This window comes from Salinimicrobium sediminis, assembly GCF_900215295.1.
Classification (GTDB): Bacteria; Bacteroidota; Bacteroidia; order Flavobacteriales; family Flavobacteriaceae; genus Salinimicrobium; species Salinimicrobium sediminis.
Genome location: NZ_OCMF01000001.1, coordinates 1,251,364 through 1,272,825 on the forward strand (window position 1 = coordinate 1,251,364; position 21,462 = coordinate 1,272,825).

Below are 21,462 nucleotides of genomic sequence, written 5' to 3' on the forward strand. Positions count from 1 at the left end.
TTCCTTAAATATCCCGGTTCATCGCTTTACGGTTTCTGTGGTCGGCTAACAGATTGATATTTGTCCTGTGAACCAAAAAATCGAGTTTAATTAAAACTACAAAGTGATGAAGTTGTATAGTCAATTATCAATCGTATTATTTATTTTTCTTGGATACCTTAACCTATCGGCCCAGGGAGAAGAAGGACAGCTCAAAGGGAGTCTTTTTGACCAGGAACATGTGAGCATCCCATTTGCCACAGTTGCAATAATCAAATTACCCGATTCAACAGTAGTAACAGGAACTACTACCGATCTTGACGGGATTTTTGAATTGGACGCACCCGTTAAGGGAGATTATCTTTTGCGCTTTAGTGCTATGGGATATGAATCCCGGTTTACTGATGCTTTCGAAATCACATCTCCGGGTTACCAACGAGATTTCGGACAGGTGATCTTACCTGCCGAAGTAACCATGCTCAATGAAGTAATGGTACAGGCCTGGAGACCGAGAGTAGAACTCGAAGCCGGGAAAATGGTAGTAAGGGTTGAGGGAACTGCGATGGCTGCGGGCAGCACAGCATATGAGGTTGTATCCAAAAGCCCAGGAATTACCGCAGATCAGGATGGAGGTCTCAATCTTAATGGAAAATCGGGAGTAGAAGTAATGATCAACGGCCGGGAAACATTTCTTTCTGCCGATGAGCTAAAGAACTTTTTGGAAACCATGCCAGCTGAAAATATTGAAAAAATCGAACTTGTGCATAGTCCTTCCGCGAAATATCCGGCCGCAGGAACTTCGGGTATTATCAATATCATTTTAAAGCAGAATGTAAAAACTGGTTTCAGTGGAACCGTATATGGAGGGGTGGAGTTTAATGATGAAAACTGGTATAACGCAGGCGTCAATCTCAACTATGGACAGGAAAAATGGTCCGGTTTTGTAAATTTGGATGCAACTAAATCAGGTTTTAACCGGGAACAGGAAGCTTTTCGTCAGTTTACTAACGAAGGAGAATTTGATTACTATGCTCAAACCGGGAAACAGCTGGAAACCCGATGGGTTCCGTCTATAAGGACAGGATTTGATTACCTTATTGATAAAAAACACACTATTGGGATAACCGGGAGCTACTCGTTTTATGAAGAAGACGGATCCTGGAACACAGAAACTGCCCTTGGGGAATATGCAGAAGGAGATCTGGTTAATATAATAGCAAAAAACAGTTCGGTCGAGGACTATGGAAATGGCAGGTTAAATGCTCATTATGTCGGAAAACTGGATACTATCGGAACTTTGCTGACTGCAGATGTGGATTATGTAAGGCTAAACAGGGACAGAGATTCTTACTTCGATAATTTTTATACTTATTTTCAAGATGAGACAAATGAAACTGAACACCTGTTCAATCAAAGTTTTTCTACTTACGATATTATAGCAGCAAAGGCCGATCTCGAATTACCTTTGACTGAAAAATCCGGACTTGCAATGGGTGTTAAGGGGAGTAAGGTAACTTCTGAAAGTGACCTGAAGTTTTACCTTGGAAAAGCAGGAGAAAGAACATTAGATCCTACACGGAGCAACAACTTTAATTATGAAGAAGAAATCTATGCCGCCTATTTAAGTTACAGGAATAAATTCAATGATACCTGGAACCTTCTGGCCGGGCTGCGGGCAGAGCAAACGATTGGAGAAGGCATTTCACCAACTACGGGCGACGTGAACAAAAGGGATTACCTTGACTTCTTTCCAAACATTCAGTTAAGCCAAAAAGTGACGGAGAATTACGAGTTGAATTATTCCTATAACAGAAGGATTGACAGACCGAGATACAGTACGTTGAATCCTTTCCTGTTCTATTTGGATCCATATACATATATAGTAGGAAATCCCGATCTGGAAGCCTCAATAACTTCATCTTATAAGGTGACGCAAAACCTGTTCGGAAAATATCAGTTAATTCTCGGCTATGACCATACAGAAGGTCCTATAGGTGAATATCCGAGGATCAATGAAGAGACGGGTCAAACCATCTTCACAACTGCAAACCTGGAAAAAGAGACTTCGATTTTTGCCACCCTCGTAGTACCGGTCGAGATTGGTTCTTTTTGGAACTTGACAAATACATTAGTGGTAAATCAAATGAATCATGAAATAGTCTATGCAGACCGGTTGATTGAAAACGACAATTTGTATTATTCACTTCAGTCAAATAGTCAATTTAACCTGCCATGGGATATGAATATGGAAGTTATAGGTGCATATAATGGCCCTATGGCCTTAGGCATATATCAATTGGAAAGCAGATGGTATATCGATCTGGGGCTTAAAAAAAGTTTTTTATATGACAGGCTTGATGTTACCCTTAAAGTAAAAGATATCTTTAATGGAATGAAGATGACTGTCACTGGGGAATATCCGGGCAGTACATTTAAAATGCAGCAGCATTTTTACAACCAGGGTGTAAGTGTAAATCTAAGGTATAAACTTAGTCGCGCCGGTAAAGAAAAGGATACCCGCCAAAAAAACCTTGAAGAATTGAACAGGGCGGGAGGTTAACTAAGTTCATTCTTCTACAACTTCATCTGAAACCCGGCTTTGCCGGGTTTCTTTATTAAGTGAGAGGATTCAGCAAAATTAATTTTCTTCTGTCTGTGAATCTGCTCCTGCCAATATTTAGCAAAAGACCATTCCCGCCTCGGGTATACGGACTTCAAAATGAAACTTTTGAGGCCTTTTTATTTTTATTTCGGTTTACTTTTTGAAAACCTGAATTGATTCACCTTTTGCTAATTCCCCCTTCTCTGAGTTATTCTCCAATCCCTTTTGCAGCACCTGTTTTATCCCTTCAAGATTATCTGAAAACTGCATCATTTGTGACAGGATCTGTGCCATTTCATTTTTATCTCCAAATCCTTTCAGTTTATTGTTCTTTACAAACGTTTCCTGGATGCTTCTCCATCGCTCCTGCTCCACCTTATCAAGCACATCAACGAGCTCCTTATATTTAAGAAGGTTTGCTTCAGCCGAAGAGGTCAGGGTTTGCGATTCGCTCTCATAATGAGAAAGCAGCAGCCTGTTTAGTTCTTTATCGTTCATTATAGGTACTACCTTAGAAACGAGTTTATTCATATCCCGGTATGATCCCTGAAGCTTGAACGGAGGCTGGGTTCGATATTCATCTTCCATTGCTGCACTTTTAATATAGGCAGCATTTACCTTTAAAACAGTATCTCTTATTTCAATTACCTTCTTAAGTACAGAAGTATACTCCTGAATTTCCTGATTGCTGTGGCTTCCTACCAGCTGGGCCTCCTGATTATCATTTTCAATCCTGTCAATTAAGGTATAAATATCTTCAAAATGTGAACTGCTCAATTGTTGTAATAGTGGATTCGCAGTCAATGAATTCTCTATCAAACTCAGCTTGAAAAGCTGTTCGGTATCTCCGATAATATCTCCAAGGTTATAGATGTCTGCACGGTTTGCGAGCATATCCGGGATCCTGAATTTATCACCGGTTTCCGTATAAGGGTTTCCGGCCATAATCACACAGAACTTCTTTCCTCGCAGGTCGTAGGTTTTTGATTTACCGTTATAGATCCCTTCGATTTTCCTTGTTCCATCGGAAAGAGAAATAAATTTCTGAAGGAATTCCGGGTTGCAGTGCTGAATATCATCCAGGTAAAGCATCACATTATTTCCCATTTCAAAAGCCAGGTTCAGCTTCTTAAGTTCTTCCCTTGCAGCTGAATTCTTGGCAGACATTGGATCCACTGAAGTTATTTCGTGCCCTATTGCGGGGCCATTGATCCTGATAAAAATAAGCCCCAGTCGGTCTGCGATGTACTCCATCAGGGTAGTTTTTCCATAACCGGGAGGGGAAATCAGGAGAAGCATACCACTTCGGTCCGTCCTGGTTTTATCTCCAACAGTTCCTAACTGTTTCGCAAGATTGTCACCAAAAAGGGGGAAATAAACCTGATCGATCAGTTTATTTCTAACGAAAGAGGTCAGGACCCTGGGCTTTAATTCCTCCAGCTTCAGCTCCTCTTTTAAAGTTTTGGTAAGATCGTGCTTTACCTTTCTAAAAGTATTATACGCAGGAATATTTTTTCCGGTGAATTCTTCGAGTTCTGCAATAAATTTGTGATAATTAAATAGAAATGTGCCTTCCTTAAAGGATGGATGTTCCCCGCTTAAACCAACAATCGTTCCGGTAGGAAAAACTGCTTTCGTTTTAGACACAGAATCATCTCCAAACATAATACAACACACAACCTCATCAATATAATTCACCAGCAAATTTTTGTCCAGGCTCACAGGTTCCTTCAGGCTGTTGACATAGGCCGAAACCCACTGCCTGATAAGCCTGATCTTCCCTTTATGATCTGCCACTTTTTCGTAGCTGTTCTTAAACCTCAGATCTGCCTGTTGCTCTTTTAATGCCTTCAGGAAATCTTCTTTAAGAGAAATTGCCACAGAACTTCGTACAAATTCATCATCATTCTGCAATTCTTCAAAAATATAGCCGGCAATCTTTTCATTCATTTCTGAAGGAAAAAGTCCTGTGTCTTCAGCAAAATGCTGAATGTGTTTGCACAGTTTCTGAATCAGAAAATCATATTCCCCTGTATCCGGAAAAACGGTAAGAACTTCACCTGATGCTTTTAGAGTTTGATCCATTTTTTCCCGCGCTTCCGGCTCCAGACTATACCAGAAGTACTGTGCATAACTTCTTATTTGGGGCGTAAAAGTTAGTAACCCCAATTCATGATGTTTATGAACCAGCACTGACAAAATTTTTGAAGCATCTACATCGTGTACTCCTTTAATATATCCTTCCGAATAATCACTGCTGCTTTCCTTTTGAACAATCTTCAAAAGTTCATCTTCTGAAACATTCAGCAATTCTTCAATAGGTAGTTTTCTGAATAATTTATAGGCAAGGTAAGAGCTTCTGTAGATCTGATAATTTTCAGAAACCAATTCCTGCTCCCAAAGTTGAGTTAAGCCCAGAAGGGTCTCATCATTTAACTCCTGATAAAAATCTGTTCCCGTTATATGATAATGTGGTACTCCGGCTTTAAGGACCAGGGTGAGATCCAGTGGCTGTTTGTTAACTCCAAATTTGTGTTTTCCCAGTCTGATAACATTATCTCCGTCTTCATAGAGATCAAGTTTATCCTTCAGCTTCCTCAGTGCATTTTCACGGGCAGTTTTTAAACTGGTTTCAATCTCTTCAGCTTTTCCACTGTCATCCAGCTCTACCAGCTGCTTAATGATGTCCCTCACCTTGTTGATCATGAGGTCTGAAGCAAAGTATCCATGAATTTCAGAGGCAGAACCTAACCTTTCTGCCTTGGAATTTGCTCCTTTCAGGATCCTTTCAGCAGCATTTTGAAGGGCCATGGCTTTTTTGTTCCGCTTTTCAACCAATGCATTTTTTCTGGCTTCAAAGGCTCCATGAACTTCTTCCCTTTTTTCAATTATAAGCGAAATAAATTCTTCGAATTCAGTAAATTTTCCCTCCAGCTCTTCAAGCTGAATGGAAATTTTTATTTGAAATTCATCACATTTTTCGGGAGTGTTTGCAATATCCAGGTAGTTTATGATACTCTGGTCAATAAGCTTTAGCTGTGCAGCAAAATCTGCACGGGCTTCTGCACTTCCAAGAGATTTCTTTTTGTTTCTTAAAGCCGCTTTCAGCTGATTTATAGTGGAAAAAATCAGGGAAATATTGTCAATTATCTTTGTAGAGTGAGCTGTGTCTTCTATATCAAGATTTGATACAATTTCGATAAGCATTTCGAGATCGGCGGCGATCTGGTTCACCTCTTCCTCCAGCTTTTTTATCTCGACAACTTTGCTGACTTTCTCCAGCGCCGCCTGCTTCTCCTGAATCGAATTCTGATAAGGCTGCAATGCCTTTTCATCCAGTAAAAATTTGACGCATTTTTCAGAAATCTTCAGCGTTTGTTCTGCTATTTCTTCCTCTAACTTTTGAACAAATTCAGCATCTACATAACGTACATCTTTCAGATTAATAGCTTCTCCCCTAAGCTTCCGAAGTTCCGTCAGAAAAAAGACGAAGTCATTAATGGATTTATAGGAGGAACTTTTCAGCTTTCCGAATAAAGCCTCAGCTCTTTCTCTTATTTCCTTAGTTTGCTGCTGCACATTTTTCTTAAGCTGTACAACTTTCTGAAACTCATCAATAGCCGCATTTGCAGCTTTATTAATTTCACCCAAAGGAATATTAAGCTGCTGTGCCTCAACTTCCGGCAACCAGTAATAAGAATCGAGAATGTCTTTGGAAAACTTCGAAATGTCAAGATAAAGGCCCCCGTAGCTGTCTTCTTTATTTAAAAGATTTACAAGTCCGTTAACTTCTGCCATTGCTCTAACAATGTCTTTATTCCCAATCTTGTAAAGCAGTGTCTCCTCGTGCTGGGAAGGGATAAAATCACCTTTTAAATAGGGGGTTTGCCATATTTGTATTACATGATGTTTTGTCTGTTCATTTTCATTCTTGAAATAGCAAAGTTCCCCGTTCTTGAGAATTGTAAATCCGTTACAAATAATAGGTGTCTGAATCTCCTGGGTAATGATGTTGTATGACATTAAATTATATAAACCTTCCTCCGGAGAATAAAAGACATACAGATAATCTTCCCCATTGGGAGATGCTATCTTCTGCTCAAATTTTACTTTTTCAATGCCGTTACCAAGGATCTTGTATTCCCCCGTTTGTAAATAATATCCTGTAGGAAAAATTATTCCCTGATCATCGGGAAGTAAAAGACAGGAATTTTTTATGCTATCAATTTTCTTTACCTCTTTAAGCTTGTGGTTGTATACAAAATATCGCGGATCCTCCTGGAAAGGCTTGATTTCAAGTACCAAAAGGTTTCCAAGATCTGCATAAAGATACTGCCCATCATCCAGGGTCTGGTCCAGATGTTCCACCGGTTCAGCAAGAATTCCTTTTCCCTCTTTGGTATTATCCTCTATTTTTATTGTAAGATCTCCACCAATTGTCTCCACAAAAACACGGTCGAGAATTGAGACGTGGGAATGCACTCCATATCGGTGCATATCCCTTGTAGCTTCCAGCCATTTAAATTCGTGCTGTGCCTGGTATTTGAACTCATGGTCACTCCTGTTGTCAATGTACTGAAGCTTGTTATCCTTTATGATCCACTTGAAGGTCTTAATGTCTGTTACACTTTCACTAAGCTGAAAGACCATATGCAGATAATTACCAATCAATGCAAATTTTGAAAAGATCGTATTCCTGTAATACTTGTAGAGATTTGCAAAATCTGAGATAAATGTCTCATCCTGCAAAATGTCCAGTGGCCGGGGCTCAAATTTATTGTCTTTGAACTCGTAGATACTAAAAACATCAGATAAAGTAATCTCTGTTCGCAGCCCAAAGTGGACATTGTAACCAAAAACACAGGTATTGCCCAGGGAAATCATATCCCGGGCAATGCAATTATTTTCGGTATTGATGCGATCATTGGAAATGAGTTTTGTCTCCAGGGAACCAAAAACTTCCTTCCGGTCCACGTTCAGTTTCTGCAATCGCTCTTGTAGCTCCGTTTTCTGTTTTTGCAAACGGTTTCGGATGATCTCATAGGTGCCGCCGTCCAGAGTATGGACATCGTTATTTTTTACTTGGTCTACTGCCATTGTGGTGGTACTAACTTTAAACTAAAGACTCAGGACAAATAATTCCGGGAGATAGAATATAGATTATTCCCTTCTCCTGAAATAAAATTCAGGATATAAGGTAACTAATAGATAAGGTGCCCCGCTTCCGGGGCACCTGGTCTACTACTTATGATTTGAGTTCAATGGAAGAGGCTTATTAGCCAGTCCAAGTCCATCGGCAAGGGTGAATAAATTGCCAAAAATGGTTTGCTCTTCCTCATCTGTTGACTTCTGCTTTAAATTATTCAGCAGGGTGGCAATACTCAGGTTCTTGATGTCTTCTGATGAGATCCCATATTTATCAGTGAACATCTTGATCTTGTCCAGAAGGTCACCTTTGACGTTATCACTGCCTAAAATAGCAGTTTTCACATCCTGTATGTTCCTGCTGTTATCAACCAGCCTGTCATAACCTTTGGCTTTGGTGATCTGGCTGATTATCTGGTCAAAGAACATAGTCTCTCCTCCAACGATATCTATTTTGGCTGCTCTCAACGCATCTCCAAGTACTGCTGCCTGCGCATCTGCGATATCTTTCTGGATATTGATATGAGCAAGATCTACCTGCAGATCCTTATCCAGGCGCAATTTGAATTCTTCGTGGTCTTTTCCAACACCATCCAGTTTTTTCATTGCATTTGCTTTTTCTTCGATACCTGCAGCATCGGCAAGTGCTTTTTCTTTAACAACAGCGGCTTCAGCAAGACCATCTTTACGTTTAGCATCGGCTTTAGCTTCAATTCCTGCAGCCTCAGCTTTGGCTTTCTTCTCAATAATGGTGGCTTCAACAATTCCCTGACGCTCGTTAGCATCGGCTTTTGCATGCATTACCTGTGCTTCAGACATTCCAATTGTGGCTTCTTCTTTAGCCTGAGCCTCTGCAAGGATCTTCCTGGCCTCTGCCTGCTTGATACTTGCTTCTTTTTCAGCCAAAGCTTCAATATTAATTTCTTCTGCTCTTTGTTTTGCAGCTTCTTTAGAAGCTTCTGCTGCTTTGGTAACTTTAATAAGTCCTTCCTGGGCCTCGGCTTCAGCAATGGTGATTTTCACCTGCTTCTCACGTTCAGCAGTTTTAAAGGCCTCAATATCTTTCATATTTTCCTGCTCTTCAACAACTCCTTTTTCAAGGGTCACACGATCGCGTATCACATCCTGGATATTTTTCTTCTCAACCTCAACCACTTTCTCTTTCTCAATTTGAGCCAGAGTTACAACTCGTTCTCTCTCTGTAGCTTCCAGCATCCTGTCTTTTTCCACCCGCTCTGTTTCCACAGCTTCGGTACGTTGCTTGTTTTTAAGGGCAACAATGATCTGGCGCTCCATATTCTCTTCAGCAACCTTTACTTTCTCCTGGGTAATAATACGCGCAGATTCAGATTTCAAACGTTCTTCTTCAGAAACCTTGGCAATTTCAGCTTCCTCCCTGGATCTAATATTTGCGATCTCACGTTTTTGCTGCTCTTCTTTCTCAGCTAACTGCTTATCGAGCTCAAGTATGGCTTCTCTTGCCTCGACATCCTGTTTCCGGATAGTTTTCTCTTCATCCCGCTTAATTAGGTTTGCCTTTATGTTTTGGATTGCAGTTAATTCAGTAATTTTTTTGATACCCTGCGCATCAAGGATATTATCTGCTTTCAATGCAGTGACAGATGTTTGCTCAAGGAAGTCAATTGCACAATCCTCCAGCGTATAACCGTTAAGATCTGTACCAATGATATCTACAATTTCATCACGGAATTCGCGACGGGCTTCATATAGTTCAATGAACTCAAACTTTTTACCCACAGTTTTAAGCGCTTCAGAAAATTTTGCCTCAAAAAGATCTTCCAGAGTTTCAATTTTAGAAGCTCTTGCCACACCAATGGTCTGGGCTACTTTTTTAATGTATTCGATATCGTTGTTCACCCTTACAAAAAAGGCAACTTTGATATCTGCACGCATATTGTCTTTACAAATAAGACCTTCGTGTGCAAGACGTTCGATCTGGATCTTCTTAACCGAAACATCCATGATTTCGACCTTGTGAAAAACAGGGATTACATAAAGACCTTTATCTGTTGCAACCTGGGTACCTCCAAAACCGGTACGAATAAGTGCCTGGCCCTGCGGAACTTTTTTGTAGAACATCGCAATGATCGCGAAGTATACTATAATGAGGAATAAGAGGACTCCTATTCCAATACCTATGATGGGTAAAACTGTTTCCATTTTTTTGAATTTTAATCGTTATATAATTGAACTAAATAATAATTGTGATCGGGAGATCTTTTAATGATTAGGACATTGCTCCCATAGGGAAGAGCTTCTCCTGTTAGGGATTTTACGTAAACGGACATAGAATTGCCGTCGACACGAACCTCTGCATTTCCCATTTTTTCTTCGGAAATTGTAGAGAGTAAAAGAGCTTTTCGGCCTAGATAATCTATAGGTGCATCCCCATCTTTATTCAGGTTTTTAAAGAAACCCTTGAAAGGGGTGGTCAGGATTTTGGTCACAATTAGCGCCGGGAACAGCGCCAGGAGCATAACCACAAAGCCGAAGAAGTTGTCATATGAATAAGTAAGTGTAGTTACCAGGGCTGTCATAAACCACCAGATAAATATCCAAAAAGTGAAAGTGAACATGAAAGGCAGGCCTACAAAATTGAAATAGATCAAAAATATTTGCCACCATTTAAGAGGTTTACGCTTTTTCCCGATCACGTCCTCCTGGTTGACTTCGGCATTTGAAATATCCTGAAAGTCCATATTGCCGCCTTCCATACCGGTAGTTACATCAACAGCCTGGCCTGCATCAATATCTACGTCTACATCAAAGTCCAGGTCAAAATCGATTCCTCCTATCATGGTCAACAGCCAGTAAAGAATGAGCACGATGAGCAGGATGGACAGAACGAAATTAACTTCAGAGAATAATATGTTATAGAGATTCGCCAAGTTTATGCTTCTTTAGAGTCATTTAGACCCAGTTTTTCTTTAAGTTTTGCTAGATCGTCATTCGCTTTGGCGGTAGAGGTATCTGCTGCTTTATCTATTTCGTCATCTATAGATTTTTTAGCATTTGCTATATCTCCATATGCTTCGGCAAGGGCTTCCTCCCGGGCAACTTTTTCTTTCATACGTTCCAGCATGGAAACCGTCCCTGTACTGTCAATCTCTGCCATTTGCTTGTTAAGACTTTTTGTGGCGTTGCTTACTTTAACTCTTGCCTTTAAGGTCTTTAACTCATTTTCCCATTTTCCGATATTACCTTTAATGGTTTGAATCGTCTTTTGAAGCTGAGCTACATTGTTGTCAAACTTATCTGATTCTTCTTTGGATTTCAGAACCTGCTGTTCTGCAGCCTCTTTTTGCACAAGAGCTTCCTTTGCAAGTCTGTCGGCTTCAGTTGCGTCAATTTCTTTGCTATGACCTTTTTTCAGAATTATAATTGCTTTATTCTGGTATTCTTCGGCTTTGTTCTGATATTCATCCTGGTCATTTTTAGCACGAATGGCAAGTGCTTTAACCTGCGCCAGGGCTTCAAGGCTTTTATCAAGATCCTGTTTCATATCTCTAATACCCTGTTCCGTCATTTTAATGGGATCTTCCATATTGTCTATAGCGGAATTTGTTTCGGCCTGGCCTATTTTGAATAATCGTTTAAACACATTCATAATCTTAAGTTTTAGTTGTTGTTAGTATTTTGAAAATTCTATGATCTTATCTGAAAATTCGCTCATCAAGAGGCTAAGAGAATTTAAACTTCCTTCCAGTTCATTAATATCCAGATTCTCAATTTGGAGAGTATCCCGAAAGATGACCTTTTCACCGGATTCATCCAGAACAAAAGCTCCGTGAATGATATCTCTGTTCTTTTGAAGTAGACTTTTAAAGATCTTTTCCGACTGAGCATTAATTCTGAAGATGAATTGCTCCAAAATTAGTATTGGCGGTGCTACTCCCAGGATCAGGTTTTTAATTCCATAACTTTCCTTTTGTGCCACCAGGATACAATCCTGAGGAGCTTCACGGCTAATGTCAAAATCAAGTTCAAGTAAGAAATCCCTGGTAATGTGGTAATGATCTTTCATGAATGGTTGGTTAGAGTGTTAAAAATTTCTAAAATAGTAATATTACAAAATTCTTCTAAAGTCTTGACTACAAAATCACCAGAATGATATAGTCAACAATAAAAAAAGTTAAAGCAATCATAATTAAAGATGTTAGAGGTTAGGTTTTCATTTTTACAATGAACCACTTCCTGGCTTTTCTGATATTTACGGCCGGTCATCAGGATCCCAAGGAATTGTCTCATATAATTAGCAAAGCCTAAATGTTTTTGCTAATTTTGTTAGACCAAGATACAAATAAAAAGTTTGTTTGCAAATTTAATTAGCAAATTATGTCATTTTTTGGAAAAAATATTAGGAAAATCAGAAGTGTCAAATCCTTAAGTCAGCAAGCTTTTGCTGAATTGTTTGACTTAAAGCGCGGAACTTTAGGGGCTTATGAAGAGGGGAGAAGCGAGCCGAGAATCGAAACAATTATTATGATTGCTAAGCATTTTAGCATTCCTATTGATGATCTACTTACCCAGGAACTCACTGTAAATAAATTACTAAAGTTTAAAGGCAATCTTGCTTCTGAAGATCAGGAACTTGTGAAGGAGCAATTTGCCAAAATACCATGTATTATCAGAAATAACAGCAGGGACTATTTGCTATACTACAATAAGGAAGAATTTATTAAAAGAATGCCCTGCCTATGTCTTCCCCTAAACCGGGAAAATAATTACCGGGGTTACACAGTTGACAACCTGGAAATGAGCAGCAACGATAAAGGGCTTTTTCCAAAAGATGTGGTTATTGGAGAATATGTTCCGCAAAAGGAATATAAAAATCTTGATAATGGAAGTCTTGTTCTTGTTGTTCTTAAAGATATGCTTGTACTACGGCGTCTTTATATAACCAATGCCAAAGTTGTGCTGAGAGCGGAGCATAAGAATATAGAGGAGATCACCGCAACTCTTAAAGAGGTGAAGGAAATGTGGCGCATTTGCTATGTTTTTTACCACCGCCTGCCTCCAATAGGAGAGGCATTGGAAGATAAATTGCTTTATCTTGAAAGAGAAATGGAGAAGATCAGGTCGAAGATGTGATTTGTTTAATATATTTGAAATTTTAAAGGTATTTTTTGCACATGAAAGCCGCAGGTTTAAGTGCATTTGCGGACCTAGGAAGAACCTTTTCTCCTGCAATTAATTATAAAAGACCATTCCCGCCTCGGGTATACAGGCTTCAATAATGACATTTTTGGGCCTTTTTTTATTCAACAGTTTGTTTAATAAACCTTTTGATATCAACCTTGGTACACAAAATTAATTTCTAAATTTGCAGGGCAACAACAAACAACACCACACCAATGCCTGAAGTTACCACCGCAGCAAAGATCTTCACCTGTAATCAAAGCCGTGATCTCGCCGAAAAAATCGCCAAAGCTTATGGAGCTAAACTGGGAAAAGTCATCACTTCCACCTATAGTGACGGAGAATTCCAGCCTTCTTTCGAGGAATCGGTAAGAGGATCGAGAGTTTTTATAATTGGTTCTACCCATCCGGGAGCAGACCATCTCATGGAACTTTTGCTGATGCTTGATGCTGCAAAAAGGGCTTCGGCAAGACATATTACCGCAGTTATTCCTTATTACGGATGGGCGCGGCAGGATAGAAAAGACAAACCCAGAGTTCCAATCGCTGCTAAACTGGTAGCCAAGATGCTGGAAACTGCCGGGGCGACGAGGATTATTACCATGGACTTGCATGCTGACCAGATCCAGGGCTTTTTTGAAAAACCTGTAGATCATCTCTTTGCTTCTACAGTATTTCTTCCCTATTTGCGCAGCCTCAACCTTGAAAATCTCACCATTGCCTCACCCGATATGGGAGGGTCAAAAAGAGCCTATGCCTATTCCAAGACCATGGAAAGCGATGTAGTGATCTGTTACAAACAGCGCGCGAAGGCAAATGTGATCTCTCACATGGAACTTATTGGAAATGTAGAAGGCCGTAATGTAGTTCTTGTAGACGATATGGTAGATACTGCGGGCACGTTGACCAAAGCTGCCGATGTGATGATGGAAAGAGGAGCTTTAAGTGTTCGTGCTATTTGTACTCATCCCGTTCTTTCAGGAGAAGCTTATGAAAGAATCGAAAGATCAAAACTTCTTGAGCTAATTGTCACCGATTCCATTCCGCTGAAAAAGGAGAGCAAGAAGATCCGTGTGGTCACCTGTGCCGATCTGTTTGCAGATGTAATGAACCGCGTACACAACAACAGGTCTATCAGCTCCAATTTTATAATGTAAGCCGAAGTTAGAGGTTAGAAGTACGAAGTGGGAATTGGATGGGAGACATTGGATTTCCCCTTAATTTTAATCTGAAAACAATACCTGTTCATCCTGTTTAAAATAATTAGGCCTCAGCCTTTTAATAGCTGAAAAAAAAGATTTACTTTTGCAGCCTAAAATTTTTAACAATGAAATCAATTACGATCAACGGATCTAAAAGAGAAAGCGTGGGCAAGAAAGCTACTAAAGCCCTACGTAATGCTGGACAGGTTCCTTGCGTACTATACGGGGGAGATCAGCCTATTCACTTTGCAGCAGATGAGATTGCCTTCAAGGACCTGGTGTACACTCCAGATGTACACACTGTGGAAATTGATCTAAAAGACGGAGGAAAGTTTAATGCTGTTCTTCAGGACATTCAATTTCACCCTGTAACCGATGCTATTTTGCACATTGATTTCTATCAGATCTTTGAAGATAAAGAGATCACGATGGAAATTCCTGTACATACCAAAGGAGTTGCACGTGGAGTAAGAAATGGTGGGGTGTTGAGATTCAACCTTCGCCGCATGAGAGTAAAAGGACTTCCTGGAAATCTTCCTGATTTTATCGAAGCCGATATCACTCCGCTTAAGATTGGTAACAAACTTTATGTTACTGCCCTTAAAAGCGATGATTACAAAATCATGCACCCAGATAACACTGTGGTTTGCCAGGTTAGAACTTCACGTAATGTTGTTGCTCTTGAAGATGAAGAGGAAGAAGGAGAAGAAACTCCGGCAGATGAAGTACCTGCAACTGAAGTTGACCAGAAAGAAAACGAATAAGGAGTTAAAGCCTAATTCAAAAGATAAAGCATCCCCAATCGGGATGCTTTTTTTATTTTTACCGAAAAGACCCGCATGCTCTCTTTCTTCGGAAAAATTTTTGCTAAGCAACCAAAAGAGGAAATACCCCCTATGAAAAAGTTCCTTATTGTAGGCCTTGGAAACATTGGCCCAAAATATCATAACACCAGGCATAATATAGGTTTTAAGGTATTAGATCACCTGGCTGAAAAGGAAGGCCTTGTTTTTGAGTCCCAAAAACTGGGAGACCTTGCTACCTATAAATTCAAAGGCCGTACTTTTTTGCTCCTGAAGCCTTCCACATACATGAACCTTAGCGGGAAAGCAGTAAATTACTGGTTACAAAAGGAAAAGGTGCCGCTGGAACATTTGCTGGTGATCACAGATGATCTTAATTTACCTTTTGGAACTCTTAGGGTGAAGACCAAAGGCAGTGACGGCGGTCATAACGGGCTTAAAGATATTCAGTCGCAATTGGGTACTACTCAGTACAATCGTTTCCGGTTCGGGATAAGCGATGAATTTACCAAAGGCCGGCAGGTAGATTATGTGCTGGGGGAATGGGATGAGGAAGAAAATAAAAAGCTTCCGGAGAGATTGGATAAATCCCTTGAGATCATTCGATCTTTTGGGACGGCAGGAATCAATAATACAATGAATACCTTTAACGGGAAATAGCATTTAGCCTTGAAAGAACATAAAGGAGCGCACGCCTTCAGCAGCAATCATCATACAGTAGTGACCATTGGCACTTTTGACGGGGTGCACGTGGGGCATCAAAAAATTATTGAAAGACTGGTCAATACAGCCAGGGCCGGAAATCTTGAATCGGCCATACTTACTTTTTTTCCTCACCCAAGGATGGTATTGCAAAAGGATGCAGGGATTAAATTGATCAACACCATTGAAGAACGAAAAGAGATCCTCGAAAAAAGCGGAATAGATCATTTGATCATTCATCCTTTCACTCAGCAATTCTCCAGGCTTTCTGCCCGTGAATTTGTGAGGGATATCCTCGTGCATAAATTAAAGGCCAAAAAGATCATCATTGGCTATGACCACAGGTTTGGCCGCAATCGTACAGCAGATATCAATGACCTGAGAGAATTCGGAAAGGAATATGATTTTGAAGTAGAAGAGATCTCAAAGCAGGATATCGAAGACGTTGCAGTAAGTTCCACCAAAATAAGAAAGGCTTTACTGGAAGGAGAGGTAGAAAAAGCTAACAGATTCCTTAGCTATCCTTTTGCCCTTGCAGGTAAGGTGGTAAGTGGCAGGGGGCTTGGTAAAGAGTTCAACTATCCAACAGCCAACATCAATGTGGAAGAAGCCTATAAACTAATTCCTAAAAATGGGGTTTACGTAGTGAGATCTGTCATTGATGGGGAGCCGGTATTTGGAATGATGAATATTGGCACCAATCCTACTGTTGGCGGGACAGAAAAGACGATTGAAACTTACTTTTTTGGAATTGATAAAGATCTTTACGGGAAGTTTCTTTCTGTGCAACTCCTTACGCGTATTCGCGATGAGAAAAAATACGATTCTGTTGAAAATTTAAAGATCGCTATGAAGCAGGACGAAGCTTTTAGTAAACAATTCATTAAAGACAATTATGCTGAATAAATGGCTATTTACCCGCATAGATAATTCTGCACTCATTGTATTTAGGATTATTTTTGGGGCTCTGTTAGCTATTGAGGCCTTTGGTGCCATTTTTACCGGCTGGATCCGCCGGGCATTTATAGAACCCGATTTCACTTTTACCTTTATAGGCTTTGAATTCCTGCAACCGCTTCCCGGGAATGGGATGCTTTGGTATTATGGGGTTCTCGGCTTGTTCGGCATCTTTGTGATGCTGGGATATAAGTACAGGTTTAGCATTTTCATGTATACCATCATGTGGGCGGCAGTGTACCTCATGCAAAAATCCTCCTATAATAACCACTATTACCTGCTCATGCTGCTGTGTTTTCTAATGCTGCTGCTCCCTGCGAATCGTTATGCTTCTTTGGATGTATGGCAAACCCCGCAACTAAAGAAGATCAGCATGCCGCGATGGGTGTGGGTGCTCATCGTTGGGCAAATGTGGATCGTTTATACCTACGCAGCCATTGCCAAGATCTACCCCGACTGGTTTAATGCAAGCCTGCCAGCCATGCTCATGAAGGCGCGGGAACATTACTGGCTGGTAGGAGATTTTCTTCAGCAAACCTGGGTGCATTACAGTATAGCCTGGTTCGGATTCTTTTTTGACCTGTTGATTATCCCCTTATTACTCTGGAAAAGGACGCGGATTTTCGCATTTTTGGCAGCTATATTTTTTCACCTTTTCAACAGCTTCATTTTTCACATTGGAATTTTCCCTTACCTCGCACTGGCTTTTGCCCTTTTCTTCTTTCCCACACAAAAGATCAACGGGTATTTCCTGTGGAAAAAAACACATTATGATGCTGCCGAAGTTGAGGTGCCAAAAAGCCGGAATTTGATCGTCGGTTTTCTGGCTACCTGGCTGCTGGTACAATTCCTGCTGCCTTTGAGGCATTGGGCAATTAAGGATGACGTGCTGTGGACAGAAGAAGGACACAGGTTGAGCTGGCGCATGATGCTGAGGTCAAAAGCGGGAATTTTTCAGTATAAAATTGTGGATAAGCAAAAGCCGCAGGACACCATTTTTCTTAAGCATCAAAATTATCTTACTGCAAAACAAATACGTGCCCTGGGCTCAAAACCCGATATGATTTGGCAGTTTGCCCAACGCATTGAGGAAGGTTATCAAAAAAGCGGAAAAGAGGTAGAGATCTTTATTGACAGCAAGGTTAGCGTTAACGGAAGGCCTTATGCGCCTTTTATAGATCCTAAAGTCGATCTCGCCGCCGAAGAATGGGATCATTTTAGGCATCACGAGTGGATTTTACCTTCTCCGGTTGAGGAATAGTTTCTTATTTTTGTTCCTTTATCCTTGAAATGCCTTTTCGGCAAATCTTCAAAAACCAATTCTATGTTACAGGTAGCCAATATCAGGGCGAATAAAGAGGCATATATTACAGCCTTAAAAAAGCGAAATTTCGATGCTGAAGCAGTTTTTTCTGAAGTTCTGGAACTCGATGAAACCCGTCGTTCCACGCAGACTGAACTGGATGAAAAATTAGCCGAATCCAACCGGCTGTCAAAAGAGATCGGGCTTCTATTCAAGACCGGTGAACACCTGAAGGCGAATCAGCTGAAGCAGCAAACTTCCGATCTTAAGGAAATTACCAAGGAACTTTCCGAAAAGCTTGCAGCTACCACGATGGCCCTTAACAGGCAATTGTACAACATTCCGAATATTCCGAATGAATTGGTTCCGGCAGGAGCTTCCGAAGAAGATAATGTGGAGGTGTATAAGGAAGGGGAGGTGCCGCAATTGGCCGCCGATGCCCTGCCTCACTGGGAGCTGGCAAAAAAATATGACATTATAGATTTTGAGCTGGGGAATAAGATCACCGGCGCCGGATTCCCGGTTTATAAAGGCAAGGGTGCAAGGCTGCAAAGAGCGCTGATCTCTTACTTCTTGGATAAAAACGTAGCTGCAGGCTATACCGAATTCCAGATGCCGCTCATGGTCAATGAGGCTTCAGGTTATGGAACCGGTCAGTTGCCCGATAAGGAGGGTCAGATGTATCATGTTACTGAAGATAACCTGTATCTCATTCCCACTGCCGAGGTGCCTATTACCAACATGTTTAGGGATGATATGCTTTCAGATAAAGATTTGCCTATTGCCTGCACCGGATATACTCCCTGTTTTAGACGGGAAGCCGGTTCCTATGGCGCGCACGTACGCGGACTTAACCGTCTGCACCAGTTTGATAAGGTGGAGATCGTTAGGATCGAAAAACCGGAAAATTCCTATGCTGCCCTGGATGGAATGGTAGAGCAGGTGAAGGAAATTCTGCGGGAGCTAAAACTGCCTTACCGTATTTTAAGGCTTTGCGGGGGTGATCTTGGATTTACTTCTGCACTAACCTATGATTTTGAAGTATTTTCAACGGCCCAGGATCGCTGGCTGGAGATAAGCTCCTGTTCGAACTTTGAAACCTTTCAGGCGAACAGGCTTAAGCTTCGTTATAAAGATAAAGATGGGAAAAAAGAACTGGTTCACACGCTTAATGGAAGCGCCCTGGCCCTTCCCCGTGTACTTGCCGGAATTCTTGAGAATTACCAGCTGCCAAACGGGATCAAGGTTCCCGATGTGCTGGTGCCTTACACCGGCTTTGATATGATCAATTAGTACATAGCATTTTAATATTTACAAACCTCACAGGTTTTCAAACCCTGTGAGGTTTTCTTTTGCATTAGAATAAAATCCTCTCTTTCAGGTTCTAAAAAACGCATTTTACTATCTTTATAAAAATATTTTCGGGATGCGGCTTTTCTACTTCCTTGTCATCTTTTTTTTCTTCGGTTTTTCCGGCTATTCACAGAGTGAGCAGCTGGCGAAGAACTATTTTGACAGGGGAGAATTTAAAAAGGCCGAAAACATCTATGAAAAACTTTTTGCCAGGGAACCTAGCAATTCAAGTTTTTTCTACGGCTTGATCGCCACCTATCAGCAACTGGAAAAATATTCCGAAGCTGAAAAACTCCTGCAGGACCGTATCAACAATACTGCAAATGCGCCGCATTACCTGGTAGAGCTGGGGCATAATTACGAGTTGCAGCAAAGAAATGAGCAGGCAGAGCAGTTTTATAAGGAAGCATTACGTGCAATAGAATCCCGTCCAAATTTCGCTTTTTCAATTGCCAGGACCTTTGAGAAATACAGCAAGCTTGATCATGCCGTTTCCGCCTATGAGCTGGGCATGAAAATGAATTCTGATGCCGAATATAATATTCAGCTTGCGCGGCTTTACGGGGAGCAGGGGCAGATCGAGAAGATGTTCAGCAACTATATTGACGTTTTGGGAAGTAATCCTAACCTGTTGCCGGGGGTGAGCCGCATTTACGGGCAATTCATAACAGATGATCCTGCCAATGAAGCCAATGTCATCTTCCGCCGATTGCTGCTTAAAAGGCTGCAGGAGGACCAGAATATTCTCTATAACGAAATGCTGAGCTGGCTTTTTGTGCAGCAAAAGGAATTTCAAAAGGCATTTCAGCAGGAGAAAGCGATCTACAGGAGAGGGCAGCAGGGATTGGGGTCAATCTTACGACTCACGGTAATGGCAAGGGAAGAAGGGCAGCCCGAAACTGCGCTTGAACTTCTGGATTTTGTTATTGCCGAAACTCCTTCAGAAGAATTGAAGTTGCAGGCACATCAGCTAAGGTTGAATATTTTGCAGGAAACGCTTCCAAAGGAAAAATATTCAGAAATAGAGAGTGCTTATACTGTCCTTTTTGAGACCTATGGCAGTGCTCCCAATACTTTATCGCTCTACATTGACTATTCTAATTTTCTGGCTTTTAAACAGGGAAAAATAGCAGAGGCAGAAGCTGTCCTCAAGCAATTTTTTGAAAGGGACCTGAAGAAACTCGAGGAAGCAGCTCTAAAAATGGCATTGGCAGACATCCTTGTGCTCGATGAAAAATTCAATCAGGCTTTGATCTATTATACGCAGGTGCAAAATCTTGTGGAGAATGATGTGATCGCACAAATGGCGAGATTTAAGGTAGCCAAGACCAGCTATTACAAAGGCGATTTTGAATGGGCGAACATTCAGCTGGATGTGCTAAAATCTGCCACCTCTCAGCTCATTGCCAATGATGCAATGGAACTGAGCTTATTGATAAGCGAGAATTCCCTTGAAGATTCCACTCAAACTGCATTAAAAAAATATGCCAGGGCCGATCTTTTGGCATTTCAGGAACGTAATGGCAATGCCATAAAGGTTCTGGATTCCGTGCTTACCCAACATAAAGGAGAGAAGATCGAGGATGATGCCCTGCTAAAACAGGCGCGCCTTTATGAAGAAATGGGTGAATTTGAAAAAGCTGAAAACAACTACCTCTCAATCGTAGAACATTACAAAAACGGGGTTTTAGGAGATAATGCTCATTTCTATCTTGCCGAATTATATGCCGGGAAGCTGGAAAAGCCCGAAAAGGCGCAGGAGTTTTATGAAAAAATTATCTTTAATTACGCCGATAGTATTTACTTTGTCGATGCCCGGAAAAAGTTCAGACGGCTTCGGGGCGATGAGATCGAATAACTACTAATTAAAATTCTCCTTTTTGCTAAGGATCTTTGGCTATGTACATCTATAATGTCACAACAAATATTCAGGAAGATGTTCACGATAAATGGGTGGAATGGATGAAGACCGAACATATTCCCGACATGCTTAAAACCGGGAAATTCACCAAAGCGCTTATGACCCGTGTCATCGTAAATGAGGAAATGGGCGGCGTCACCTATTCGGTTCAATATACTACCCAGAATAAGCAAATGCTGGAGCGGTATTATGCCGAAGATGCACAGGAACTGAGGGGGAAAACTGCACCTTTTGAAGGGAAGTTTGTCGCCTTCAGGACCGAGCTGGAAGTAATTTCTGAGCAATAAAACCACCTTACATGAAGAAAAGTTTCAAAAAGAAAGGTGGCAATCACC

The 21,462-nt window shown here is 40.9% G+C and carries 15 protein-coding genes; 10 read left to right on the top strand and 5 right to left on the bottom strand.

Annotation, left to right across the window (positions count from 1 at the left end):
- The first annotated feature begins 106 nt into the window (after positions 1–106).
- Complete coding sequence (locus CRO16_RS05680) at positions 107–2,539, top strand: TonB-dependent receptor domain-containing protein (protein ID WP_097055334.1); 2,433 nt, start codon at positions 107–109, stop codon at positions 2,537–2,539.
- Between the two features lie 195 nt (positions 2,540–2,734).
- On the opposite strand, the gene CRO16_RS05685 is transcribed toward CRO16_RS05680, so the two are convergent.
- The 5 genes from CRO16_RS05685 to CRO16_RS05705 form a co-directional block, all read right to left on the bottom strand.
- Positions 2,735–7,678, bottom strand: coding sequence for a DNA repair ATPase (locus tag CRO16_RS05685; protein ID WP_097055335.1), 4,944 nt, complete (start codon positions 7,676–7,678; stop codon positions 2,735–2,737).
- A gap of 144 nt (positions 7,679–7,822) precedes the next feature.
- The gene (locus CRO16_RS05690) at positions 7,823–9,907 is read right to left on the bottom strand and encodes a flotillin family protein (protein ID WP_097055336.1); all 2,085 of its coding nucleotides are present in this window, start codon (positions 9,905–9,907) and stop codon (positions 7,823–7,825) included.
- An 11-nt stretch (positions 9,908–9,918) separates the two neighbouring features.
- Complete coding sequence (locus CRO16_RS05695; RefSeq protein WP_097055337.1) at positions 9,919–10,635, bottom strand: hypothetical protein; 717 nt, start codon at positions 10,633–10,635, stop codon at positions 9,919–9,921.
- A gap of 2 nt (positions 10,636–10,637) precedes the next feature.
- Positions 10,638–11,354 (bottom strand): PspA/IM30 family protein, encoded by a 717-nt coding sequence (locus CRO16_RS05700; RefSeq protein ID WP_097055338.1) that lies wholly within the window; start codon positions 11,352–11,354, stop codon positions 10,638–10,640.
- A gap of 21 nt (positions 11,355–11,375) precedes the next feature.
- Complete coding sequence (locus CRO16_RS05705) at positions 11,376–11,771, bottom strand: type III secretion system chaperone family protein (protein ID WP_097055339.1); 396 nt, start codon at positions 11,769–11,771, stop codon at positions 11,376–11,378.
- 311 nt (positions 11,772–12,082) lie between these two features.
- Here CRO16_RS05705 and CRO16_RS05710 point away from each other — a divergent pair, with 311 nt between their 5' ends.
- From CRO16_RS05710 to CRO16_RS05750, 9 genes are all read left to right on the top strand, one after another.
- The gene (locus CRO16_RS05710; protein ID WP_097055340.1) at positions 12,083–12,838 is read left to right on the top strand and encodes a helix-turn-helix domain-containing protein; all 756 of its coding nucleotides are present in this window, start codon (positions 12,083–12,085) and stop codon (positions 12,836–12,838) included.
- 263 nt (positions 12,839–13,101) lie between these two features.
- Positions 13,102–14,043, top strand: coding sequence for a ribose-phosphate pyrophosphokinase (locus CRO16_RS05715; RefSeq protein WP_097055341.1), 942 nt, complete (start codon positions 13,102–13,104; stop codon positions 14,041–14,043).
- 170 nt (positions 14,044–14,213) lie between these two features.
- Entirely contained in the window at positions 14,214–14,852 is a 639-nt protein-coding gene (locus CRO16_RS05720; protein WP_097055342.1) for a 50S ribosomal protein L25/general stress protein Ctc, read from the top strand.
- A 75-nt stretch (positions 14,853–14,927) separates the two neighbouring features.
- Positions 14,928–15,551, top strand: coding sequence for an aminoacyl-tRNA hydrolase (gene pth, locus CRO16_RS05725; RefSeq protein WP_097055343.1), 624 nt, complete (start codon positions 14,928–14,930; stop codon positions 15,549–15,551).
- A 9-nt stretch (positions 15,552–15,560) separates the two neighbouring features.
- The gene (locus CRO16_RS05730; RefSeq protein ID WP_097055344.1) at positions 15,561–16,499 is read left to right on the top strand and encodes a bifunctional riboflavin kinase/FAD synthetase; all 939 of its coding nucleotides are present in this window, start codon (positions 15,561–15,563) and stop codon (positions 16,497–16,499) included.
- Entirely contained in the window at positions 16,489–17,811 is a 1,323-nt protein-coding gene (locus tag CRO16_RS05735) for an HTTM domain-containing protein (RefSeq protein ID WP_097055345.1), read from the top strand. Before CRO16_RS05730 ends, CRO16_RS05735 begins: the two co-directional genes overlap by 11 nt.
- Before the next feature lie 63 nt (positions 17,812–17,874).
- Positions 17,875–19,146, top strand: a complete 1,272-nt coding sequence (gene serS / locus CRO16_RS05740; RefSeq protein ID WP_097055346.1) for a serine--tRNA ligase — start codon at positions 17,875–17,877, stop codon at positions 19,144–19,146.
- 133 nt (positions 19,147–19,279) lie between these two features.
- Positions 19,280–21,064 (top strand): tetratricopeptide repeat protein, encoded by a 1,785-nt coding sequence (locus CRO16_RS05745; RefSeq protein WP_097055347.1) that lies wholly within the window; start codon positions 19,280–19,282, stop codon positions 21,062–21,064.
- 41 nt (positions 21,065–21,105) lie between these two features.
- Positions 21,106–21,414, top strand: coding sequence for a DUF4286 family protein (locus CRO16_RS05750; RefSeq protein WP_097055348.1), 309 nt, complete (start codon positions 21,106–21,108; stop codon positions 21,412–21,414).
- Positions 21,415–21,462: the final 48 nt, after the last annotated feature.